This is a genomic window from Streptococcus sp. A69 (assembly GCF_058556195.1).
In genome coordinates this window covers 151,093-175,973 of sequence record NZ_JBZUJU010000001.1, presented here as the reverse complement: position 1 = coordinate 175,973, position 24,881 = coordinate 151,093, and the positions used below count along the sequence as shown (strand labels likewise).

Genomic DNA, 24,881 nt, shown 5'->3' with positions numbered 1-24,881 from the left:
GTTGGTAGTAGATTTAAAAAGTTATCTTGAAAGAATATTAGTCGAGTTAGGTGATGCTACAATAAAACACCGTGAGAAAGTCAGTGGATTTTTACTAGACAATGATTGGTTTGGTGTGTCTATAAATCTTGATGATTATACTATTACGGAAAAAGATGCTGAAGTTCTTAAAAATCACATCAAAGACTATCTAACAACACCTCCTGGAATTAAGAGTATGGAAGGAATCTTTTCAAAAAAATTCCCTTCTACAAATGAATTATTCGTTCAATTTGCTGAAGAAGAAAAACTGAGTGAAACAAATCGTTTCTATCTACTTGATTTTTTAGCATACTACTTAACAAAAGATTTGTTTCTATATAGTGATGCTGAAGTGGAGACCTTAGTAGAAGTAGCAACAAAAGTTCTCACAAAATATCTAGGTGATAATCTCATTCAATTTATTAAATGGCTACTCAATAAAGGTGTTACTCGTTATCGAGTGAGTTTTGAAATGACGAAGCGTTACACGATTGAGAGTGCAAATGGAGCGTATGAATTAGATGAATACCTTGAATTAATGTACTACCTATTCAACGAGGACTACATCATAAAAAATGATATGTTTTGTAAAGCAGCAAATTCAAAAAACTATGCAGATACATGGTTGTATCTAGGGTTACATTTTATTTGCGCACTAAGATCAACAGACTTGGAAAGATTAGGACATCCTAAATTAACAAGAGAACCATTAGAAGTTTTAGAAGCAGTAGTAGATGGAACTTGGAGTAGTAGTGAAGCTAGAAGGACTTTACTAAGTATTACAACAAGATTGACTTATTTAAACTTAACACCTAATAAAACAAAAAACGCTTCTAACGTTACTCAGCTAAAGTTTCACGTCCCAGAAAGTTGTCAGGTTCTTATTGGAACGTTATTGGCTATCTGTGAAGCACATTTTCAACTTCAAATACCATACAATGCAGAAAACCCATTAATCAGACGAATTAAAACTTATGAAAAGATTACTAGTTATATGGGGGAGGAAATCGGAAATTTATTTTTAGAGCGTAACTTTAGTAGTCGTTCTGCAAACAAGTCTTACTTACAATCTGTCGCAATGTTAGCAGATGACGTTCTTGAAGAAAAGTCAGAACTGAATATTAAAGGTTATTTTTTAGCAGCATTAGCTCGTAGCCATAAAGGTAATTTTAATGAATTTGCGCAAACTACAACAACGTATCTAAAAGATGCCCAACTTGGACAACTAAAACCTGAAATGGTTGCAAAAGAACTATTTGAGCGAGGCGTATTATCCATGATTCCGTCTATGCTCTTGACCATTGTAACTAGAGGAAAGTATAAAGAATTAAGTCCAAGCCAACAAACTCAAATGATTAAAAGTTTAGATCTAACACCAGTAGAAATTGAGAAAACGTTAGAATTGAGCATTAGGGCTGATTTGCGTTCTCAACAAGCTTTAAAAACTCTAGTTGAAAACAACGTTGAACCTGAACAATTACTGACAATCTGTCATCGAATTGGCAACGGAGAGGCTTTCTCTAAGCAGGGAGAAAGTATGTGTCTCTTATCTGCGTTAGGGAAACTATGCCCCTATGATGACCGTCAACATTGTGTAGGTTGCCAGTATGAATTGCAGACAAAATCTACTTTGCTTTTGTTAATCGGTGAGTTTAATCGGCTTAACAAGCAATACTCTAAACTAACAAATGACCTTGAGAGAGGTAAAGTTAGAGCAATTTTAGAAAAACAGATTAAACCATGCCTTACAGAAATGTTAGGAGCTTTATCAGAACAATATGGTGAAGCTGTATTGTCTGATTATGAGGATATTATTAAGGAGTTAGTCAGTTGAATAATCAATCAAAATTATTTCGTAAAGTAAATGAAATTATCCTGTTTGATGATAATATGATTGAAAGCGCAAAAGAATGTTTTCAAGATTATGTTGAAAAAGGGATTATATTAACCACCAATTTTGAAGAGAATAAATGGGTTACAACTAATGAATATTCTAATGTAAGCTTCGTTTTTAACTTGAATAAATTCCGATATAAAAGATTTTATGAACAAGTATTTCAATTATCTTTTGATGATTTTCTTACCTACTTAAAGAGTTTTTTAGTGCTATCTATGGAGCATCATGTTTTGATTTCACTTCAAACATTTTTAAGAGACATAAAGCGCTTGATCAAAGAAACAAGCTGGGATATAGATTTCAATGTGGAACATATTAAGATTTACAATCCCTCAATATGTATAGACTTTCTTTCTACACTACCATGTTTAGAGGATAATGAATTAACCCAATTGATTGAACAACTAGATGAACTTTTAACTGTTAGTTATCAACTGAACACTAAAAAACAACGAAAGTTAGCTCAATTTCAATCCTATTTTCTATTTAATGATATTTTAAACGACTATTGGGTTAAACCATTATCAGATGAAGAAAGATTGTTTTACTACCCTCTTTACTTATGGTGGCAAATAACAGCAGTAGTACCACTTAGACCAAGGGAATTTTTACTTACTCAAAGAAATTGTCTTACAGAAAAAGACGGAAAGTATTACTTAACTCTCAGACGAAATAACTTAAAAGGAAAAGACAAGGGAGTATCCCATAAAATTTCAGAGGATTATTATTTAACGACTTACGAAGTACCATTTAAGCTTGCGAGTGAGATTATAAATTATCTAGAACTAACCAAAGATTTATCATCTACACAGTTAGATACCCTTTTTGTGACAGACTCACATTATCGTAAATGGAAACGTGTTACAGGTACTAAAAATCGCTTTTTGACTTATAGTAACTTAAATACCATTTTAAAATATTTCTTTAATGAGGTCGTATCTCAACAGTATGGATATTTTGTCCATCATATCAACTTCCCAAATAAATTGGATGAACATGAGATTAATTTTATTCATATTGGAGATACTAGACACATTGCAATGATCAATCTGATAGCAGAAGGGGCTAGTCCTGTAACAGCAATGCTCTTAGCTGGACATGATAGTGTCACAACATCCTCACATTATTTTTCAAATCTGAGCCAGTTTATTGAATGTAGGAGCTATCAGCTTTATCGTAAATTAACAAACTCTCAAACGTCTTACGCTATAAGTAAGACTCAACATAAATACACCGTTAATAAAAACTATGTTTCTCTTGATAATAAGGGCAGATGTTATTCACCTCGATTTGCAGAAGGTGATTATTCAGACTGCCTTAAAGTCATTAGCTCACATGCAGAGCTTGGTGCTTGCACTAGTTGTCCATTTTACAGAAAAGCTGGAAAAGATTATTTTTCTATGGATAAATCCTTTAAGAAATCAATTGATGAGGAGGCTTTAATTGTAGATGAGGCTATAAAAAGAGTTCGACGAGGAAAGGGAAATATAGAAGATATTGGTGAGGCGTTATTAAAACTTAAAACCGTTAGTCATTCTTATCAAGAATATCTAACTGAAAAACAATTATCTTTGCAGGAGTTCTCAAATGGCGAGAAAGAAGTATATTGATAATCAAGAATTGCTATCGTTATTTGAACATTATTTACTGGAACATTGTTCGAATAATCCTAGACTATTCAAAATTCCACAGTTTGGAAATTACCTCAGAAGCAACGGATTTCCTCAAGTTGCAGACACAACGATTAGAAGAAACAAAGAATTTAGACAAGCCCTTAATGATAAATTGGAACTATTTGAGGACGACACCTATCAAACAGTTATAACGTATAAAACTCTAGATGTAGAACGTTTCTTAATGACCAATAGAACCCCTAAAGCAATCAAATCAGCATTGATGGAACTTAACAATTATTATAAAAGAGTTGTTGATGCAGCAATAGAATATAAGGAAGAAGCCAGTAAGCTCAAAACAAGAGTTTCAGAGTTGAAAAATGAGGTAGCACAACTTAATGAAAAGAATGCTGAAATAAAGGAGCAGACAGCGTTAAACAAAGAATTATTAGAGGAAAACAAAAAGTTAAGGAATCTTCTTAAAACTAGTTTGTATCCTGATATTGCGAATGAATTGTTAAAAGAAGAGGGCTTGTTAAAATCTGATCAGCAACTAGTAACTAAGAAGTATCTTAGTGAGAATGTTATTACTTCAGACACAAAAATATCTTTTGAAAAACATACTCATACTGAAAAGCAAACAAGCAAAAGTAAGATTTTGGAAATAAAAGACTTACTGGATAACAAGACTAAGTATTAGGAGGAGAAAATGTCAGACTTAATCACTGATTTTCCAGCCTTATTGAACTATTGGGACTTTGACAAGAATATCAAAATAGATGTAGAAAAAATAACAATTACCAGTAAAAAACACATTAACTGGAAATGTCCTACCTGTTCTTATGAATGGAAAGCAAGTACATCAAAATCTTATAAGAATATTCAAAATCATTCAAAAATCTGTCCTGTATGTGAGCTTGGAAAAGTGTTCATAAAAGGGGAAAACTCTATATCTGCAAGGATTCCTAACTTTCTAAGGTACATAAACTTTCATTATGAAAATATAGAAACCATTCAGGAAGAGATTGATAATTTATCTTTTTCTTCAAAGAGGTTATTTCACTTCAAATGTCCTACCTGTCATGTTGGTTGGAAAGATGTAGCAAACACTTCTAAATTAATCAATAAACATAATCAAGAGCTTGTTCATGTCGGATGTAATGAAAGTACACATTTTGTACCTTACACTAAAGCATACCCTAATCTTCGGAAAATTTATCTTCCAGGGGAGCAAAACGATGTAGAGTTTAATGATCTGAAGTTAAGTGACAATGTTACAATCCCTAGAAATTGGAAATGCGACAAATGTGACCATATCTTTAAGTTGTCTATTGATCAGCTAATTTCAAGAATCAAAAGATATAGTTTCTATTGTACTAACTGTAAAGCTACATTCGATACCCCAATTAAAGTGAAAGCGAACCCCCTATTACATACAGATAGAAATCTTTTTAAGCAATTTATTCCAACTCATGTAAAAAGTAATATGATTGATAGTTTATCCAACATCTTAGTAAGATGGCAGTGTTTTAAATGTCATGGTCAATATGAATGTAGTGTTGTCAAAAGGCATCTTGAAGGCTGCCCTTATTGTGATAATAAATTGATGTTAAAAGGATATAATACTTTACAAGAAACTCATCCTTATTTAGAGAAATTTTGGGATAAAAGTAATGATAAACCTATTTCTGAATACTGGTATAAGTCTTCTAAATGCATAAATTGGAAATGCCCTTGCTGCAAAGTCAGTTTTTATTGTAGTCCAATTGAAATGATTTTAAGAACCGACTTAGAGAATAGTAATTTTCAAACTTGTCCTAATCGTTGTGATTGGGATACACTTGTTTTTAACAATGATATACTCTATAATTTCCCAAAATTACAGGAAGAATGGAGCGATAAAAATGGATTGCCTGTTCATTTAGCATTGAGCCACATTGAAACAAAAAAATATTGGTGGAAGTGTTCTGTTTGTCAAGGTGAATACCTTTGTTCAATTCCAATAAGAAAAGAAGTAATAGATAGCTGTCCATATTGTAATGATGAACAAGCATTAAAAGGTTATAATACAATTGCAGATACTTATCCTGAGTTGTGTGACCTTTGGAGTAGCAAGAATGTAGAAAAACCTGATGAGGTGACGAAATCGTCAGAAACCGAGAATAAAATATTTAATTGGATTTGTGATTGTTGTGATTTAGAATTTCAGGAGAGATTAGGGATTGTTCTAGGTGTGTTTACAAACAATAATTCTAATAGTCTCAATTCTATATGTCCTTACTGTAATAAAAAAATTCCTAAACCAAATGAAACACTAAGCTATGTTAAACCGTACTTAAACAATGAATGGGTAAAAGAACTGAATGGTGATATTGATACCTTCTTTTATGATTCAAATGCTTTAACCAATTGGATTTGTCGAAAATGTCACAGAAGTTTTAAAGCAAAAATTTCTGATCGCCACAAAAACGACCAATGTTGTCCATATTGTTCTTTTAAGAAGACTGCAAAAGGTTATAATGATCTTGAAACAACACATCCTTGGTTAATTAAAGAATGGTCATCATTAAATAAACAAGAAATGTCTTCAGTAAGGGCAAATTCAACATATAATGCATGGTGGAAATGCCCTGTATGTACTGGAGAATATCAGAAAGTTATTAAAGAAAAATTTTACAGAGAAAATTCTTGTCCATACTGTAGAAATCAAAAAGTATTAAAAGGATTTAACGATTTAGCAACAACGCAACAAAGTCTAATGAATGAGTGGGATTATCTAAATAACTCCTTGATAGTAAGTCCAACTGAAATTACAGAGTTGAGTATTCTGCCTGTATGGTGGATATGTCAAGAAAATCTTAATCACCGTTACAAAATTCAAGTAAAAGAAAGAATGGCATACAAAAAACGCAATAAAAGGTCGTGTTCCATTTGCAAAGGCCACAGAAGAAAGCAAGAACACTTTGTACAGTTTGAAAAAATATAGATAAATAAAAACACTCTAAATTTCATTAAATTGATATTAGAGTGTTTTTTTATTGTCAAAATGTACATTTGAAAATTTTTTAGTTTTCACTTAAATAAAGTACATTTTCAACTGAATTGAGAGTAGTAAAAAATTTCCAGTGTTCACTTAAATAAAGTACATAATTGAGTATAATTGGCTTAAAAAATTTTTTTGGTTATCCTTTTGTTTGGTTCTAAAAACAGTAAACACTTATGACATCTTTCCGAAAAACTATAATTTTCTTGAAAAATATATTAGTCTATGCTATACTACTAGTAGACTTAATTATGGAGAAAATACATGAAACGTGAGATTCTACTGGAACGAATCGACAAACTAAAACAAATCATGCCCTGGTATGTTCTGGAATACTACCAATCTAAGCTTGCTGTCCCCTATAGTTTTACAACCTTGTACGAATACCTCAAGGAATATGATCGATTTTTCAGCTGGGTTTTGGAGTCTGGGATTTCAAACGCTGATAAAATGGCTGATATTCCTTTATCGGTCTTGGAAAACATGTCAAAGAAAGATATGGAATCCTTTATCCTCTATCTACGAGAACGTCCTTTGCTGAACGCCAATACAACCAAACAAGGTGTCTCTCAGACGACCATCAATCGGACCTTGTCAGCACTTTCTAGTCTTTACAAGTATCTAACTGAGGAAGTTGAAAATGACCAAGGAGAGCCCTATTTCTATCGTAATGTAATGAAGAAAGTTTCAACCAAGAAAAAGAAAGAAACCCTTGCTGCCAGAGCTGAAAACATCAAGCAAAAACTCTTTTTAGGTGATGAAACAGAAGGTTTTCTGTACTATATCGACCAGGAATACCCTAAAACACTCTCAAATCGTGCCTTATCTTCCTTTAATAAGAACAAAGAGCGAGATTTAGCCATTATAGCACTTCTTCTTGCCTCTGGTGTTCGTCTTTCTGAAGCAGTTAACCTGGATCTTCGAGATCTCAATCTTAAGATGATGGTGATTGATGTCACTCGAAAAGGGGGCAAACGTGATTCTGTCAATGTCGCGGCCTTTGCTAAGCCTTATCTTGAAAATTATCTAGCCATTCGAAATCAACGCTATAAGACGGAAAAGACAGATACAGCATTATTTCTGACCTTATATCGTGGTGCTCCCAATCGTATCGATGCTTCTAGTGTTGAGAAAATGGTTGCTAAGTATTCAGAAGACTTCAAAGTCCGTGTAACTCCCCACAAACTACGCCATACCCTGGCGACTAGGCTCTATGATGCTACTAAATCGCAAGTTTTGGTCAGCCATCAGTTAGGTCATGCTAGCACACAAGTCACTGACCTCTATACCCATATCGTCAATGATGAACAAAAGAATGCTTTGGATAGTTTATAAGTGTTACATATTATAAATTATGTAAATCAACTATCGCTAAAAAACGAAAGATCAATTCCTTTTATCTTTCGTTTTTTAGTTATTTAAACTCAATCCAGTAGTTACGGTGTGGCTCTATAATTACTGGTTTACCCCAAAAGGCTTGCAGATAGGCTAGATTTGCTGGGCTCACAGGTTTTTTTGAATCATTGTATTGCTCAGCACTCTCTTTAGTTAGAAAACATTTTACTGCTTCATAAGAAGTTCCATCAGCTGATTCTCTTCCGATTCCCATATACGAAATTTCGTCACCATTTTTAAGATCGTCAGTTAACAGTTTACCAATAAAGAATACTGTCTTATCTTTCATAAATTCATAAGCTTTACTATTTTCTAGTCGGTTATTCGCTGCAGCGTACATAATACAAAAACTATCTACAATATCTTTCAAAGGTATTAATTCTTCTTTACTAACCATAATTTCGTCGGGAGCAAGTCCACCAATGATTAAGTTTTTATAATAAGGTTGTTGAATGATATTATCTAAAGCCATTCCTAATGGTAGTTGGACAGCTTGATAGCCTAATGGTTCTAGCTCTTGCTTTTTCTGGTCAAGATGTTCTTGTGTAATACTGACATTCAAATCATATGGACTGGAAGATTGTTGCTTCCTAAAAAAAGCCACTACGATACGATCTAACTGTTCAAATAGACCAAGATTTGCCACTGGAACTTTAATCATTGAATTTGATCCCCTTTTTGTTTCAGACTTCCTCTATATTATACTCTCATTTTTTTGAATATCAAGTTTAAGATAAAAGATATCCATGTTGAATGGATATCTTTGACTTTATTCAACAACTGCCTCAGCAATTTCTTCACGGCTAATTCCAGCAAAGTAGCGTGTGATATCAATAGTTTCTAGTGCCTTGAGGACATCTTCGCGTTCGTATTTCACGCCGCGAAGGACATCTTCTACAGCTGCAACGTCCTCGATACCAAAGAAGTCACCATAGATCTTGATATCTTGAATTTTTGATTCAATGACGTTGGCAAAAACTTCAACCTTACCACTAGTGAATTTTGTTCCACGACGGACGTTAAATTCAGGTGATTTACCGTAGTTCCAGTCCCAAGTACCAAACTTGGTATCCTTGATACGATTGATTTCCGCCAATTCTTCTTCTGAAAAGACGTATTCAGTCATTTCTGGGTACTCTTTTTTCATGTATTCCAATAGCAAATCACGGAATTCTTCAACTGTGATTTTTTCTGGTAATTCATTGACAATATTGGTAACACGAGCACGGACAGATTTCACACCTTTTGATTCAAATTTATCTTTTGAAACCTTGAGGGCGTTAGCAAGGACTGACAAATCAACGTCAAAGAGCAAGCAACCGTGGTGCATGATACGCCCATTGATATAGGCCTGGGCATTGCCACAGAATTTTTTGCCATCAATCTCAAGGTCATTACGGCCTGTGAACTCAGCTTTAACGCCTAGTTGATCCAAGGTATTGATAACTGGAGTTGAGAAGCTCTTGAAGTCAAAGGCCTTGTTTTCATCTTCTTTTGAAATGATGGTGTAGTTGAGGTTGTTTAAATCGTGATAAACAGCTCCACCACCACTGATACGGCGGACTACCTCAATACCATTTTCTCGAACATAATCACGGTTGATTTCTTCGATAGTATTCTGGTGACGCCCAACAATGATAGATGGCTTGTTAATCCAAAGAAGGAAGATTTGATCCTCATCTAGTAAGTATTTAAAGGCATATTCTTCCAAGGCGATATTAAATGCAGTGTCGTTTGAATGATTGATAATGTATTTCATGATATCCCTTTATACGATAGAGACTGGAAAATATCTTCCAGTCTAATCTATCTTCGTTTTATTTTTTCTTAGGTGAATGGATAGCCATTCCTAAAACATCCGCAAATGCTTCGTACATCACTTCAGAGTATGTTGGATGTCCGTGGATAGTCTTCAGCATTTCTTCAACAGTGATTTCCATTTCAATAATGCTTGACGCTTCGTTGATCAATTCTGCAGCTGCAGGACCGATGATATGAACACCAAGGATTTCTCCGTATTTTTTATCTGCAATGACTTTTACGAAACCTTGAGCTGCATCAGAAGCAATAGCACGTCCATTAGCCGCAAAGTTGAATTTACCGATGGCTACATCGTATTTCTCACGAGCTTGTTCTTCTGTTAGACCTACTGCTGCTACTTCAGGAAGAGTGTAAATGGCTGCAGGAGTCAAGTTCAGTTTGGCAACAGCATGGTTTCCTTTAAGCGCATTTTCAGCGGCAACTTCGCCCATACGGAAGGCTGCGTGAGCCAACATCTTGGTACCATTGATATCACCTGGTGCGTAGATACCTGGAACAGAAGTTTCCATGTATTCGTTTACCTTGATACGTCCACGATCCAATTCAAACTCAACATCACCAATACCTTCAAGGTCTGGAACACGACCGATTGAAAGAAGAGCTTTGCTCGCGATGATATCGTCTTTTCCTTCAGCTTTGATACGAAGTTGACCATTTTCCTCGATGATTTCTTGCAGTTTTGTACCTGTCAAGATAGTCATTCCTTTACGCTCAAGGATCAAACGAAGGTTCTTAGAAACTTCAGCATCCATAGCTGGAACGATACGGTCCATCATTTCGATAACAGTTACTTTTGAACCAAATGTCATGAAGGCTTGGCCAAGTTCGATACCGACAACGCCACCACCGATGATTACGAGACTCTCTGGCACTTCGTTCATTTCAAGAATGTCATCACTGGTCATGACAAGTGGAGATTCCATACCAGGGACGTTAATCTTGCTGACTTTTGAACCACCAGCAAGGATGATTTTCTTGGTTTCAAGCAATTCCGAACTATTAACCAAGACATTCTTGTCTTTAGTGATGGTACCAATTCCTTTATGAACAGTAACTCCGTAGCTACGAAGAAGACCTGCAACTCCACCAACCAAAGTATTAACAACCTTAGACTTGGTTTCAAGGAGTTTGTCCATATCTACAGTGAAGTTTGGATTTTCGATGACGATACCACGGTTTGCTGCGTGACCGATGTTTTCGATGATTTCAGCGTTGTGAAGGTAGGTCTTCGTTGGGATACATCCACGGTTCAAGCACGTTCCACCGAGTTCAGATTTTTCAACAAGGGCAACCTTACCACCGAGTTGGGCTGCTTTAATTGCTGCCACATATCCAGCAGGACCTCCACCAATCACAACGATATCAAAGGCATCATCGCTCTTACCATCGTCGTTTGAGGCACTAGCTGCAGGTGCAGGTTTTGATTCTGGCGCAGCCGCTCCAGCAGTTGGGATGTTTTCCCCTTCTTCACCAAGGTAACCGATAACTTCAGTTACTGGAACAGTTTCACCATCTCCTTTAAGGATGGCAATCAAGTATCCATCTTCTTCGGCTTCCAATTCCATGCTGACTTTGTCAGTCATGATTTCCAAAAGAATTTCTCCTTCTTTTACAAATTCACCGACTTTTTTATTCCATTGGACGATTTGTCCTTCTGTCATATCCACGCCGGCTTTTGGCATAATTACTTCTAAGGCCATGTCTTACTTCCTTTATCTAAATCTCTAAAATACAATAGCTGACTTAAACCAACATTGAGATCGGATTCTCAATCAAGGCTTTCAAGTCTTTCATAAACTTAGCACCAGCCATACCATCTACAACACGGTGGTCAATGGTTAATCCTAGGCTCATGATAGGGCGAATGACAATCTCACCATTGACAACTACAAGTTTTTCAACTGTTGAGCTAACCCCGAGGATAGCTGAGTTTGGTTGGTTAATAATCGGACCAAAGGACTGAACGCCAAACATTCCCAAGTTACTAATTGTGAAGGTTGAATTTTGGAGTTCGCTCGGAGCCAATTTACCATCCAAGGTACGGCCAATAACATCTTTGAAGGCTACAACCAACTCTGACAAGCTCATTTTTTCAGCATTATAGACAACAGGTGTCATCAATCCGTTATCCATCCCAACCGCCATCGCCAGGTTGACATAGTTATGAGTGATAATGGTCTTGCCGTCTTCTGTCAATGAAGCATTGATGTAAGGATGTTTCATTAATGTCTTAACAACAGCTAGTGAAAGAAGATCAGTAACCGTAATTTTCTTACCAGTTGCTTCCATGATTGGTTCAAGAACCTTCTTACGAAGAGCTAGCATTTCAGACATATCGACATCGTAGTTGAGCGTGAAAGTTGGCGCAGTTAGGTAGGATTCGACCATACGTTGGGCGATAACCTTACGCATTGGTGTCATCGGAATACGCTCAATCTCACCATAAGGAGTGATATTGTCTGGAACTTCTTCCACTTTTTCGATTTGAGCAGGAGACTTGATGGTGTCGTTTTCGATATTTTCAGGAAGTAAGGCCAAAACGTCCTTCTTCATGATCTTACCACGGTGACCTGTTCCTTGGATTTCCTGCCAAGCAATGTTATGTTCGAGGGCAATTCGTTTTGCAAGTGGCGAAATGCGAACCACGTTTGTGTCTTTATAAGTTTCCACGTCTTCTTTGTGGACACGACCGTTTGCACCTGAGCCAGAAACGTCGTAGAGATTGATCCCTAGATCATTCGCTAACTTTCTAGCCGCAGGAGTCGCTCTTAGCTTGTCATTAGCCATGACCTCTCCAATTCTATACTAAGATATTAAGGACGAAAAGGGTTATGCACCTAAAAGATACAAAGTTTCTCGTCTTTTTTATTTTATTTACATAACTTATATTATGTATTATTCTTTGTTATAAGTCTTACGGATTGCATCTTTGATGCTTTCAACTGTTGGAATCATTGCATTTTCTAGATTTTGTGCGTAAGGCATTGGCACATCTTCTCCGGCGCAACGGCGGATTGGTGCGTCTAGATAATCAAATGCTTCTGATTCTGAAATAATAGCTGAAATCTCTCCGATATAGCCACTTGTTTTGTGGGCATCGTTGACAAGCACCACCTTACCAGTCTTCTTCACTGAGTTAATGATGATATCCTTATCAAGCGGTACAAGGGTACGTGGGTCCACAATTTCAACTGAAATTCCTTCTTCTGCCAATTCTTCGGCAGCTTGAACCACACGGCGAAGCATTTTTCCATAAGTAACGACTGTTACATCTGTACCTTCACGTTTGATTTCCCCAACTCCAAGTGGAATTGTGTAGTCTGGATCAACTGGTACTTCCCCTTTTTGGTTAAATTCTGACTTGTATTCAAGGATGATAACAGGGTTGTTATCACGGATAGAAGACTTGAGCAGTCCTTTCATATCCGCAGGTGTACCTGGAGCTACAACCTTGAGACCAGGGATGTGTGTAAACCAAGACTCTAGAGACTGAGAGTGCTGAGCTGCAGAACCAACTCCGTTACCAGCTGCACATCGAACTGTCATTGGAACCTGACCTTTACCACCAAACATATAACGTGTTTTAGCGGCTTGGTTGACGATATTGTCCATTGCAATAACCGAGAAGTCCATGAAGGTCATATCGACGATTGGACGAAGTCCTGTCATGGCCGCTCCTGCTGCTGCTCCGGAGATGGCAGCTTCAGAAATCGGACAGTCACGGACACGTTCTGGACCAAATTCTTCGAGCATTCCAACAGAAGTTCCGAAGTCCCCTCCGAAAACACCGACGTCCTCTCCCATCAAGAATACATTTTCATCGCGACGCATTTCCTCAGACATAGCAAGGATAATGGTGTCACGGAACGACATTGTTTTTGTTTCCATTTTATCTCTTTCTCCTTAGTCTGCGTAAATATCTTCAAATGCTGATTCTAGTGGTGGGAATGGGCTTTCTTCTGCAAATTTAACAGAAGCTTCTACTGCTTCCTTGACTTGTGCTTGAATTTCTTCCAATTCTTCTGCACTTGCAATGTTGTTCTCAACGAGGTAGTTACGAAGGTTTTCGATTGGGTCTTTTTGTTTCCACAATTCCACTTCTTCACGCGTACGATATTTACCAGGGTCAGATGATGAGTGACCAAGCCAGCGATAGGTTACACTTTCGATCAAGACTGGTCCATTGCCACCACGAACATGGTCTACGGCTTTCTTAAATCCTTCATAAACGTCGATGACATTGTTTCCATCTTCGATAAACATTCCAGGAATTCCGTAAGCAGCGCTACGTTGATGGATATGCTCCACATTGGTCATTTTCTTGATATCCGCAGAGATCCCATAACCGTTGTTAATGCAGTAGAAAATAACAGGAAGTTTCCAAATAGAAGCCATGTTCACTGCTTCGTGGAAAACACCTTCGTTGGTCGCACCATCTCCAAAGAAGCAGACGACGATTTTACCCGTATGTTGCATCTGCTGACTGAGGGCCGCACCGACAGCGATTCCCATACCACCACCTACGATACCATTGGCACCAAGGTTACCCGCATCCAGGTCAGCGATATGCATAGAACCACCTTTTCCTTTACAGGTTCCAGTGTATTTCCCGAGGATTTCAGCCATCATTCCGTTGAGGTCAATCCCTTTGGCAATAGCTTGCCCGTGTCCACGGTGGTTTGATGTAATCAGATCATCTGGATTGAGAGCTAACATAGCCCCCACGTTAGCGGCTTCCTCTCCAACAGAAAAGTGAGTCATACCGGGAACTTTCCCCTTTTTCACTAACTGAGCAATTTTTAAGTCCATGCGACGGATTTCTTCCATCTTACGGAACATCTCTAGCAAAAGATTCTTATCTAAAGTTGACATAATCTTGCCTTTCTAACTTTGTACTTACCTTACTATTTTACCTTTTTTAGTATATACTGTCAAAGTATATGGCTAATAAAATTTCACAATATAAAAAAATAAACCCCTGTTAAAACAGGGATTCTCTCTAGTTAGAGCATTTTTTCACAAAGTTGTTTTTCGGGATAATTTCTTAAAATTAACTCAATCTTTTCATTACGGTTTTCAGACGCCATTGATACAAACAACCAGAAACAATCAAGCTGGCAATTAACCCAATCCAGTAGGCAAATGCCCCCAAGTCAGTTACCTGATCTAGTAGGTATCCTAGAGGTATCGCTACTCCCCAATACCCGATTAGACCAAGATAGAAAGGAACGATAGCGTCCTTATACCCTCTTAAAATTCCTTGGAGCGGAGCCGCAAAGGTATCAGCTAGCTGGAAAAAGAGACTGTAGGTTAGAAATATAGCAGTTGTTTCAATGAACTGAGGGTCATTTCCATATAAACTTGCTACACGATTTCTAAAAATGTAGAGAAAGGACAGGGTAAGACCTGCAAACATAAGGGCGGTTATTCTCCCTAGACGAGCATAGATTTTTGCATCCTCAAAACGTTTAGCCCCCACCTCGTAAGACACAACAATCGCCATAGCAGAGGAAATACTCATGGGGAAAGCATACATGAGGCTCGAAAAGTTCATAGCTGACTGGTGACTGGCAATGATGAGCGATGAAAACTTAGCCATGATTAGTCCAACCACGGAGAAAATGGCTACTTCAGCAAATACGGTTCCCCCGATTGGTAGACCTAATCGAACACCTTCCTTGATTTTATCTATATTGAGTGGAATGCGTTTTTCAAGATGTAACGCTTTTAACCTATCTTGTTTGAACAAAACAAGCAGAGAAATCCCCAATAAAACCCAATAGGCTAGGGAAGTTCCCAGCCCTGCTCCTGCACCACCAAGCTCAGGAAAACCGAATGCTCCATATATCAAGAGATAGTTAAAACCACTATTTAGCGGAAGTAATAGGAGCATCAGATACATAGATAACTTGGTCAAACCAAGAGAATCTAACAATGACCGAATGACACTAAAAAGCAACAAGGGAATAATCCCGATAGACAGGTACCAAAGATAAGAAACTGCAACTGCCGCCACTTGAGCTTCTAGTCCGATGTTGTTTAAGACAGGTGGCGCTAAGAATACTACCATTCCAAGCAAGACCAAAGACAGTCCGAAAGCCAAGTAGATAAATTGGTAAAAATCAGATGCTACTTCTTCCTTTTTGCCCCTTCCCAGATGATGGCCTATGATGGGAACCATGGCCGAAACAATCCCTGTTAAAAAAGTAAAGAAAGGATTCCATAGACTCGTTGCAGTTGATACTCCTGCTAAGTCCATGGTATTGTACTGTCCAGTCATGGTTGTATCAACAAAAGAGGCAGAATAATTGGCAAACTGGTAAATCAGGATAGGGAAAAATATCTTAAGAAATAGGACAAACTTATCTTTAAATTGATGGGTTGGATACATATACGCTCTCTATTCTTATAGTTTATAGAGCAGAATCCCATCTAGTTTTGGTAGACGATTTGTCCCTTACAGATAGTATATTTAACCTGCCCTTTTAAAGTTTCCCCGATAAATGGAGAATTAGCTGATTTCGAAGCGAAGTTTGGACCAACAGTACGATCAGCCTTATCATCAAAGATAGTGATGTCCGCTGGACCATTTTCAGCCAAGTAACCAGCTTCAAAGTTGTAAAGTTTGGCTGGATTAACAGTCATTTTTTCAAGCAATTCCATCAAGCTTAGCTCACCAGCTTCCACCAAATAAGTTAAACCAAGAGAAAGAGAGGTTTCCAAACCGGTCATACCAGATGGCGCTTTGGTGATATCTTCTACATTTTTCTCATCTGCATGGTGAGGCGCGTGGTCCGTTGCGATAACTGTGATAACACCTGACTTGAGACCTTCGATAACGGCACGGCGGTCTGACTCCAAACGAAGCGGAGGATTCATTTTGGCATTGCTCCCTTGAGTTAAAAGAAGAGCTTCTGTCTTAGAAAAATGTTGTGGTGCCACTTCTGCTGTGACTTGCGCTCCCAAACCTTGAGCGAATTCCACTACCTTGACACTTTCTTCCTTAGACAAATGCTGGATGTGAACATGGGCCTTAGTTGCATAGGCAATCATGACATCACGCGCAATCATAGCGTATTCTGCTACCCCTGTCGCACCACAGATCTTGAAGTGGTCTTTAGCGATGTTTTCATTAAAGCCAAGAATACCGTTCAAGCCGGGATCTTCCTCGTGTAGACAAACAAAGGTGCCAAGTTTTTTAGCAGTTTCCAAGGCTTCTTTGAGAACCCTGCTGCTTTCGAGTGGAATACCATCATCTGAGAAACCAACCGCACCAGCTTCTAAGAGTGCCTTAAAGTCAGTCAAGTCTTGGCCATTAAAGTTCTTAGTAATGGTCGCAACTGTCTTGATATTAATCTTTTCCTTGGCAGCAGACTGGAGAACTTCTTGCAAAGTCTCTACGTCTGAGATGGTTGGATTGGTATTAGCCATCATGACAACCGTTGTAAAACCACCTGCAGCAGCCGCTAGTGCCCCAGTATGGATGTCCTCCTTGTGGGTCTGACCAGGTTCACGGAAATGAACATGAATATCAACTAGTCCAGGCGCAACTACAAGACCAGTAGCATCAATTAGCTCTGCTCCTTCTTCCTTGATTTCAGGGGCAATTTTGATAATCTTTCCATCTTCAACCAAAACATCACAGACTTGATCCAGACCAGACTTGGGATCCATTACACGACCATTTTTGATTAGTAGCATCTGCTTTCTCCTTTATTCATAAAAATCAACTTGGGTATCCAACAATTTATCCCCATCATAAACAAACTTGGCTGAAAAGAAGGGTTTGTCCTCTAAAAGCCACTCAACAAAGGTGTGATCGCCTTCCCAAGTCGGCTTGCTCAAGACTTCATCATAGGGAACCCATTCCAGCGTCCCCTCATTGCAGTCAATCAAGTCACCCTCAAACTCTGTCACCTTAAAAACATAGGTGTACCAGTCTAAATCTGGCGTGAACTCTGGAAAAGTGATAACACCTTTTAGAACTGGCTTGGCTTTGAGGCCTGTTTCTTCGAGGATTTCACGCGCTGCGCATTCCTGAGGGGTCTCCCCTCGCTCTAACTTACCACCCACACCAATCCATTTGCCTTCATGGACATCATTCGGCTTCTTATTGCGATGCAGCATAAGCAGTTCTTTTCCGTTATCAATGTAGCAAATCGTCGCTAATTGAGGCATATTCTCTCCTTATCTAAGCCAATCGATTGGCTCTTGTCCTGTCTCTTTTAAAAATGTATTGGCCTTGGAAAAAGGCTTAGAACCCCAAAATCCTCTGAAAACAGATAAAGGACTAGGATGGGCTGATTCGATAATCAAGTGGTGAGGATTGGTAACCAAGACCTTCTTCTTGCGTGCATAAGCGCCCCAGAGTACAAAGACTACAGGTCTGTCTAGATTATTGACAACCCGAATCACAGCATCTGTAAAGGGCTCCCATATCTGTCCAGCATGACCATTGGCCTGCCCAGCAGGAACGGTCAAACAAGCATTGAGAAGTAAGACACCTTGCTCAGCCCAAGCCGTCAAATCATGGGATTTCTTAACCCCGATATCATCTGACAATTCTTTCAAGATATTTTGCAAGGATGGCGGAGCTGGGATAGAGTCAGGTACAGAAAAACTCAAGCCCTGAGCTTGACCTGGCCCGTGATAAGGGTCTTGCCCTAGAATCACCACCTTAACCTCTTCCAGAGGAGTAGTCAAGAGAGCCTGAAAAACCTTTTCCTTAGGTGGATAAACAGTTCCCTGAGCATAGACCTGATCCATAAACTGATTGATTTTCCCGAAATAACCCTCAGGTAATTGCTCCTTAATCAAAGCATGCCAAGATGAGTGTTGCATCGCCAACTCCTTCGTTTTTACTGCTTCTATTATAGCAAAAAGTGGCTATCTAAACCACTTTTTACAGTTTATCCAAACAATCCAGCAAGTCTTGGTAAGAATGAACTTCATAGGTCGGCTGGGCTTGTGTGTAATTTTCGAGATGATGGGGATTGTACCAGATAGTATCGATACCAGCATTATTGCCACCTTGAATATCAGCCGTTAAGGAATCTCCAATCATCAGCGTCTTTTCTTTGCTAAATCCTGCAATCTGCTGACCGATTTTTTCATAGAATAGTGCATCAGGTTTTTGTGTTTGTAACTGTTCGGAGATAAAAACTTGGTTGAAATAGGGAGCCAGACCAGATTGAGCCAGACGTCCTGTCTGGATGGCAGTAATCCCATTTGTCGCAGCATACAAGTCATAATCTCGTTCGATGAGACTGTCCAAGAGTTCGTGAGCACCTGAAAAAGTTTGTCCCTGTTGAGCGAGATAAAATTGGTAACGCTGGGCAAGAAAACTACCTTCTTTCTCCAGTCCAAAATGAGCAAATAAACGAGAAAAGCGCGTGTTAACCAGTTCTTGTTTACTGATTTTCTTTTGCTCCAAGTCTTTCCAGAGAGCCTTGTTCATAGGAATGTAATAGTCTTTATAGGGTTGAAAATCCGCAACTCCTTCTTCCTTTAGAAGTTGCGTCAAAGCCACATCCTCAGCAGCATCAAAATCAAGCAAGGTGTGGTCGAGGTCGAAGAGTAGAAATTTGTAGGGCAATTTGAGAGTTTTCCTTTCTAGGGGATGCACTGTTTTTAATCTTTAAAATTTCTTTTAATATTATACGATATATCTATCAATTAAATCTATATATTCCGTTTCATTGATAGCATATTTTATTATATCTTTTTGAGGAAAAAAGAATTGACCATTTTTCTTAAATACGAATTTAGAAAGCTTGTATAAGTTTATTGACATATCATTGAAAAGTATTAAATATTGCCTATAAGAAGTATGTTTGTTTGAAGGTACTTTACCCTGTGTAAATCTATCATTATAAGCAGGTTTAAAATAATTAATAAGTTTGGCTTCAACTAAGTTAATAAAATCAGACTCTTGTATTTTAATCTGAAAACTATGACTTGATATGTCATAAATATCAGATAATTCAGCATTTGAGGTGCTTTCTGTAGTAAGGTTAGTCCACATCAAATCTTCCTTAACAGAAAAACTTATTAAGCGTATGTCGAAATCTAACTTAGAATCAATTATATCAGCTAATATTTTTTGAAGAGTTTCATGGTTAATCAATCGTTTTCCGGTATTTCTAGATTCTTTATTACCTTTTGCTTGCCCAATATACAATATCTCACCCAATACTTGTCTATTCACTTTAAATAATAAATCTGAAATCAAAAACTCCTCATCATTTATATATAATTTTCGCTTATCGCTGCTTACTTCTAAACTGCGAATAACTTCCGGTATTTCTATCGTAAGTTCAATTTTGTCTCCACTATTAGTTTCTACTTCTACAAGCAGATCTGGATTAGGACTATCAGTATATTTGCAACCTGAGATTAAAGTCCTGGTAATACCAATTATCATGTAGAGATGGTGATTGCTTGGGATTTTAGCATCTTTTAATTCACTAGGTTTTAGAATAATAACATTGTTAGCTTCTACAAAGGAAAATAGTCCTAATTTTGCACTTAAATTATGGTTCATATTTACTTCACTTATCCTTCTAACGTTAATAAATTTCCCTTCATTAATTTATTAGATTTAGACATATTATACCATAATAAAAAATATTTACTAATATCCTATTTATCCGTAAACAATAGAAAAAGTGGGCAAGAAATCATAGTTCTATTTCTTGCCCACTTTTTAAAGTAAAGATTGCGTTTTTTTCAACCGTGATGGCGATTTACTCTACAAATGTATGCTATAGTTTTTCATTGAAATCTGTTATGATTTCTTCATACTGTAAATATGCAGTTATCGTTATCTGAATTGATTTAAAGGATTCAAAATCTTAAATACTACACTCCCCTACCCCAACTCCTTGGCTATTCTGCTCTTTTCAAGTTTTCCCTTGGTAATTCGTTTCCATAAAACAAGTGGATTCAAACTATAAGATAGGCGTACGAGGAAATAATTAACCCATTCGATAAAGGCAAAAAGCTGTATCAACGTAGCTAAGATAGGCCCTAGGATACTCTGGGTATTCCAGATAATAAAAGGAAAGCCTGAAATAAGTAAAATAAGGTCTAGTATTCTGAGCCCACCATATATTCTAGGGACATTTCCACTTCCGAACTGAGGATTCGACAGTCTTCTAATCAAAATTGCCCAATAGATTGAACCTTGAAGCAAAATAAATGTCAGCAGAGACAACGGATAGAGAATAGAGACTAGACTCCTCCAATCACCAAGCCTATTTTTCAAAAGGAAAAAACACAACCAAAAGGATAGAACGGCTGCAAGCTCTCCCAAGCAGAGGGACACCAACTCTTTTCTAACTTTCTCTTTTTGTATGCTCATCATCTCCCCCATCTATCTATCATCCTATATCAGAAAAAAGTCATTTGTTCCATTTTCTAGTCAACATTTCTCAGAATCAAGGCAATCTAAGCGTCGAACAGCTCGACTTCATAAATATCTATGTAATTCTAAACTTAGAATTACATTGATATAAATGTTTTGGTGCTATTCTAAGTTTATGACAACCCTAAATTTTAATTTTAGAAGGATTCTAAAGCTAGAATAGCTCTAAAATTACGAGCACCAAGCTATTCGAAGATTAGAAGAACCTTTGGTGAATTTCAATAGCACTTCAACTAGCTAGTCTTACAATTTTTCTGATGAGCTTTGAGTTTTTTCAGAGCCCAATCATAGTGACTGGAAGTGGCACTCACAAAGTAGGAGCTTAGACTTGTCCCACCCGTCCATTTATAGATACCTTTTGTGAACAATTCGTCATTACTGAAGCCTTCTATCAACTCTAAAACCTCTTCGTGCGATTGCTCTAGTAGTCTAGTCGCTTCTTCTAAAGACGTTTTCTGGTGCTTCTTCCAAATAGCGACATTCATTTCCCCATAAGTTTTCCAATTATAAGGCTCGGGGAGAAAAGGTCTTTCATGACCCTTTTGATTAGAATCTACCCAATTCAAAAGTAACTGATGCCATTCATAGAGATGGATCAGGACATCCCGTAGATTTTTATCTCTATTCCAGTGAGCTTCTTTTTTCTTTTGGTCTTTTGAAAAATCAAAAGAAGTCTGTAGCTCCTCTTCACTTAACTGAGAAATTAGGAGATTAAGTTTTTCGTAGTTTTCCTTAGAGGCTAACACTAATTCCTCTTTCGTTCTCGGTCTAGGCATAGGCGTTCTCCCTTCATTTTCAAGTAGAATAAGATATTTCCTCACTTCATTATACCATAATCAAAAAGCAGTTCTTCATTTTACGAAAAGCTGCTTTTACTAACTAGTTTTTTTATGCTTATAGTCACTAGTTTACATATAAATCTCTAAAGCGACCATCTACTTCTGCTATCTGATAGAGCAAGTGGGCTAGTTCTTGATAATCTTCTTTCAAACATGAAAGGTGGGCTTGGCCAAATAATGTAGCCAATTCCTCTTTTAATCTTGCCCCTTCTGGATCATGATCTTTTAAAAATTTACTGAGATAGAGATTTCGAACAGCTGCAAGTTTAAAGCTGAAATACTGATGCAATTGTTTTTGCTCGGTATTTAAGCCGTTTTCAACAACTGCTTTTGCATAGCATTCCAAAATATCGTTTTGGCCATTCAGATATCGGTTCTTCATAATCTTTGCTGTTTCCTGATAGATTTCAGTCTGACTAGGAGTCTTGAGCCGCTTAAAATTCCCCCACATGGAGTATGCTCCACGCTTATAGTCAATAGCCTCCGCCTTCCAAGCTTCTAATATGTCATTAAAAGCAACCTTCATACAGGCAAAACCAGCTGGATCATGCAAATAGAGATACTGATCATCAATGTCATACACGGTTACGAAGTGATCCACGCCATAAAGGATTGTGTGATTGGGGTTGTAAGTCAGATGGCCCATATCAAGAGGTCCCAGTACGACAGGTCCATTGAACAGAAAGGTTTCCAACTTTCTTTTAATTTCTTCCAAATCAACTTCTGCTCCACCTTTTAGATAGAAGTCCTCATAGTCAAATCCTAGTATTTTTAAAGAATGAGAGATAGAAAGATCTGGCATTCCGTTATCAAAAAATACTAGAGGGTGCTGGTCATCTTCCTTTACGATACTAGCGCCATTTCCCATCGCCATGATTGCCTCTAAAAACTCTGCTTTATAGTCATAACCATAGGCATCCAGTGCCATTGCCAATGAATAGCTATAGCAAAGTGACACATCTCCAAAATACATCTGCATATTCCTGCCTCCTTATCTTCTATGGGACTATTATACCGAGAAAACTATTCTCATGCCCCATAAAATCCAAACAAAAAATATGGTATGTTTAATTTAAGGGCATGAATGTCAACAATAAAAAACTCTGTAGAGATTCTTTCTACAGAGTTCGATTTGCATCTTTATAAAAAATCAGAAAATGTTCTAGTTCTTGATCACTGGTATCCAGAGTTCCATTTGATAGTCTGGTGACGACATGTCACCTTCGGTATAGACTTCAAAGTCTGGTGCACCTGAGTGGCGATAGCCAGTTTCGGGGGAAAAGACTTCCAAAACATACTTCCAAGCATTGTGAATGCTAGCTGGTATAGGACCTTTGACTGGGACGATAGCATATTCAGCTGCTGGGATGTCTTTGATTGACAGACCTAGTTCTTCTGCTTTAGTTTTATCCGTCACATCATAAGCTGCCATGTAGTTGATGATTTCACCTTCTTTGACTTCCGAGCAGACACCAAAGGATTGGCCACTGCCTAAACTTTCTAGGCTTTCAAAGCTGTGATGGGCATAGAGATGCTCCCAAGCAGACGGGCATTTGCTATTGTCAATAGCTTCCAATAGGACGCCTGCCACGGTAAAAGCAGGTTTCTTTTGAATTTTGATATCCATATTCTTTCCTCCTGTAATCTTTAAGGATAATTGAAGTCTAGGAAAAACCCGATAAGGTTTTCCATTCCTAACTTCTGAGGGGGTTGAACCATGGAATTTCTTAAAGGCTGCGCTGAAGGCATCCGGAGACTCATAGCCGTATTTCATCGCTATGTCAATGACCTTCTCAGAGCCTTCCCGCAAGTCTGTCACAGCTTCTGACAGCCTGCGATTGCGCAAGTATTCTGCTAAAGTCATATCTGCCAGGATAGAAAATAGCCTGCTAAAGAGAGGGTAAGAATAGCCCGATAGCTGCTGAAATCTTTTCATATCCACTTCTCCAGTCAGTTGCTGCTCCAAATAATCCATGGTTTGATTGAATTGATGCATCATATTCTTCTTTTCTTACCTCCACAAGATACAAAGGTCGTTAAAAGCAAAGTGAAAATAGGAAAATTAACGCTGGTTCTTCTGATTCTAGGTAATTTTTTCTTTTTTACATAGCTTTATGCCATGTTCAATTCTATCTATATTCTAACAAATACAGGATACTTCCACCCTAGAATCTTTGTACAAGATTTAAAGGTGTAAATTCTATAACTTATCTTTTAATTTCTCAACAAAGAGATAGGCTGCTGGGCAGGTCAAGGTATTCTTAATCGTCAAATGATTAATTTGATGGATCTTTTTCCGGTCTGTATGGGGGAACTCACGACAGGCCTTGGGACGAACGTCGTAGATTGAGCAGAGATTGTCTCCTTCTAGAAAGGGGCAGGGCATGGATTTGAAAACCTTATCTCCATCTTCATCCACCTGCAGAAATTCCGCTTCAAAAGCCGGTAATTTCATCTTAAAGTACTTAGCAATACGGGTGATGTCTGCCTCTTTAAAGTCTGGTCCCAAAGTCTTGCAACAGTTAGCACAGGCAGTACAATCTATCTCAGCAAAAACTTCTTGGTGGATCTCCTGAGCTATCTTATCTAGATTCTTTGGTGGCTTTTTCTTTAGATTAGCTAACACTTTACGATGCTCCTTCTGCTTTTGCAAGGCTAGCTGGTGGTAATACTCAATATCAATCTCTTTAGACATAATTTCTTCCTAATACAAGTGTTTTTGTCTATTATACCATAAACTATTTTCTATTTTTTGCCTTTATATACAAAAAGCCCTTCGGATAAAATCCGAGGGGCCAAAAAAGTTGTTAGATCAACGACCGAACTT

General features: G+C 37.8%; 22 protein-coding genes. 5 read left to right on the top strand and 17 right to left on the bottom strand.

From position 1 onward, the window contains the following. Position 1: 1 nt before the first annotated feature. The 5 genes from AC4ME5_RS00850 (at position 2) to xerS (ending at position 7,909) form a co-directional block, all read left to right on the top strand. On the top strand, positions 2-1,855 hold the full coding sequence (locus tag AC4ME5_RS00850; RefSeq protein WP_037600649.1) for a hypothetical protein: 1,854 nt from the start codon (positions 2-4) through the stop codon (positions 1,853-1,855). Next, positions 1,852-3,528: a hypothetical protein gene (locus AC4ME5_RS00845; protein ID WP_046165600.1), complete on the top strand. Its 1,677-nt coding sequence runs from the start codon at positions 1,852-1,854 to the stop codon at positions 3,526-3,528. The genes AC4ME5_RS00850 and AC4ME5_RS00845 overlap by 4 nt, the downstream gene beginning before the upstream one ends. Continuing rightward, a complete protein-coding gene (locus tag AC4ME5_RS00840) occupies positions 3,506-4,231 on the top strand; it encodes an MreC domain-containing protein (RefSeq protein WP_125401666.1) in 726 nt (241 codons plus the stop codon). Before AC4ME5_RS00845 ends, AC4ME5_RS00840 begins: the two co-directional genes overlap by 23 nt. 9 nt (positions 4,232-4,240) lie before the next feature. Continuing rightward, positions 4,241-6,517, top strand: a complete 2,277-nt coding sequence (locus AC4ME5_RS00835) for a zinc-ribbon domain-containing protein (protein ID WP_003007353.1) — start codon at positions 4,241-4,243, stop codon at positions 6,515-6,517. 321 nt (positions 6,518-6,838) lie between these two features. Next, the gene (xerS, locus tag AC4ME5_RS00830) at positions 6,839-7,909 is read left to right on the top strand and encodes a tyrosine recombinase XerS (protein WP_491799377.1); all 1,071 of its coding nucleotides are present in this window, start codon (positions 6,839-6,841) and stop codon (positions 7,907-7,909) included. Positions 7,910-7,988: 79 nt separating this feature from the next. Here xerS and AC4ME5_RS00825 read toward each other — a convergent pair whose 3' ends face one another. From AC4ME5_RS00825 to AC4ME5_RS00745, 17 genes are all read right to left on the bottom strand, one after another. Next, on the bottom strand, positions 7,989-8,630 hold the full coding sequence (locus AC4ME5_RS00825) for a hypothetical protein (protein WP_491799376.1): 642 nt from the start codon (positions 8,628-8,630) through the stop codon (positions 7,989-7,991). Positions 8,631-8,738: 108 nt separating this feature from the next. Beyond that, positions 8,739-9,728 (bottom strand): lipoate--protein ligase, encoded by a 990-nt coding sequence (lplA, locus tag AC4ME5_RS00820; protein ID WP_491799375.1) that lies wholly within the window; start codon positions 9,726-9,728, stop codon positions 8,739-8,741. A gap of 58 nt (positions 9,729-9,786) precedes the next feature. Beyond that, positions 9,787-11,490: a dihydrolipoyl dehydrogenase gene (gene lpdA / locus AC4ME5_RS00815; protein WP_491799374.1), complete on the bottom strand. Its 1,704-nt coding sequence runs from the start codon at positions 11,488-11,490 to the stop codon at positions 9,787-9,789. A 43-nt stretch (positions 11,491-11,533) separates the two neighbouring features. Continuing rightward, on the bottom strand, positions 11,534-12,577 hold the full coding sequence (locus AC4ME5_RS00810) for a dihydrolipoamide acetyltransferase (RefSeq protein ID WP_491799373.1): 1,044 nt from the start codon (positions 12,575-12,577) through the stop codon (positions 11,534-11,536). Between the two features lie 108 nt (positions 12,578-12,685). Further along, the gene (locus AC4ME5_RS00805; RefSeq protein WP_000448714.1) at positions 12,686-13,678 is read right to left on the bottom strand and encodes an alpha-ketoacid dehydrogenase subunit beta; all 993 of its coding nucleotides are present in this window, start codon (positions 13,676-13,678) and stop codon (positions 12,686-12,688) included. Between the two features lie 15 nt (positions 13,679-13,693). Next, on the bottom strand, positions 13,694-14,662 hold the full coding sequence (locus AC4ME5_RS00800; protein ID WP_094753307.1) for a thiamine pyrophosphate-dependent dehydrogenase E1 component subunit alpha: 969 nt from the start codon (positions 14,660-14,662) through the stop codon (positions 13,694-13,696). Positions 14,663-14,840: 178 nt separating this feature from the next. Continuing rightward, positions 14,841-16,181, bottom strand: coding sequence for an MATE family efflux transporter (locus tag AC4ME5_RS00795; protein WP_061588185.1), 1,341 nt, complete (start codon positions 16,179-16,181; stop codon positions 14,841-14,843). Positions 16,182-16,222: 41 nt separating this feature from the next. Next, positions 16,223-17,491: a dihydroorotase gene (locus AC4ME5_RS00790; RefSeq protein WP_491799372.1), complete on the bottom strand. Its 1,269-nt coding sequence runs from the start codon at positions 17,489-17,491 to the stop codon at positions 16,223-16,225. 12 nt (positions 17,492-17,503) lie between these two features. Continuing rightward, a complete protein-coding gene (locus tag AC4ME5_RS00785) occupies positions 17,504-17,968 on the bottom strand; it encodes an NUDIX hydrolase (RefSeq protein WP_001135768.1) in 465 nt (154 codons plus the stop codon). A gap of 9 nt (positions 17,969-17,977) precedes the next feature. After that, positions 17,978-18,631, bottom strand: a complete 654-nt coding sequence (locus AC4ME5_RS00780; RefSeq protein ID WP_491799371.1) for a uracil-DNA glycosylase — start codon at positions 18,629-18,631, stop codon at positions 17,978-17,980. 61 nt (positions 18,632-18,692) lie between these two features. Continuing rightward, positions 18,693-19,385: a pyrimidine 5'-nucleotidase PynA gene (pynA, locus tag AC4ME5_RS00775; RefSeq protein ID WP_491799370.1), complete on the bottom strand. Its 693-nt coding sequence runs from the start codon at positions 19,383-19,385 to the stop codon at positions 18,693-18,695. A 60-nt stretch (positions 19,386-19,445) separates the two neighbouring features. Continuing rightward, positions 19,446-20,333 carry a hypothetical protein gene (locus AC4ME5_RS00770; RefSeq protein WP_001016297.1) on the bottom strand — a complete coding sequence of 296 codons (888 nt, stop codon included), beginning with the start codon at positions 20,331-20,333 and terminating at the stop codon, positions 19,446-19,448. A 327-nt stretch (positions 20,334-20,660) separates the two neighbouring features. Beyond that, complete coding sequence (locus AC4ME5_RS00765) at positions 20,661-21,164, bottom strand: hypothetical protein (protein WP_084883192.1); 504 nt, start codon at positions 21,162-21,164, stop codon at positions 20,661-20,663. 284 nt (positions 21,165-21,448) lie between these two features. Further along, positions 21,449-21,991 (bottom strand): ClbS/DfsB family four-helix bundle protein, encoded by a 543-nt coding sequence (locus tag AC4ME5_RS00760; RefSeq protein ID WP_491799369.1) that lies wholly within the window; start codon positions 21,989-21,991, stop codon positions 21,449-21,451. Between the two features lie 127 nt (positions 21,992-22,118). After that, positions 22,119-23,033, bottom strand: coding sequence for a YobF C-terminal domain-containing protein (locus AC4ME5_RS00755; protein ID WP_084873124.1), 915 nt, complete (start codon positions 23,031-23,033; stop codon positions 22,119-22,121). 183 nt (positions 23,034-23,216) lie between these two features. Next, positions 23,217-24,053: an AraC family transcriptional regulator gene (locus tag AC4ME5_RS00750; protein ID WP_491799368.1), complete on the bottom strand. Its 837-nt coding sequence runs from the start codon at positions 24,051-24,053 to the stop codon at positions 23,217-23,219. Between the two features lie 201 nt (positions 24,054-24,254). Next, positions 24,255-24,749, bottom strand: coding sequence for a YkgJ family cysteine cluster protein (locus tag AC4ME5_RS00745; protein ID WP_491799367.1), 495 nt, complete (start codon positions 24,747-24,749; stop codon positions 24,255-24,257). Positions 24,750-24,881 lie beyond the last annotated feature (132 nt).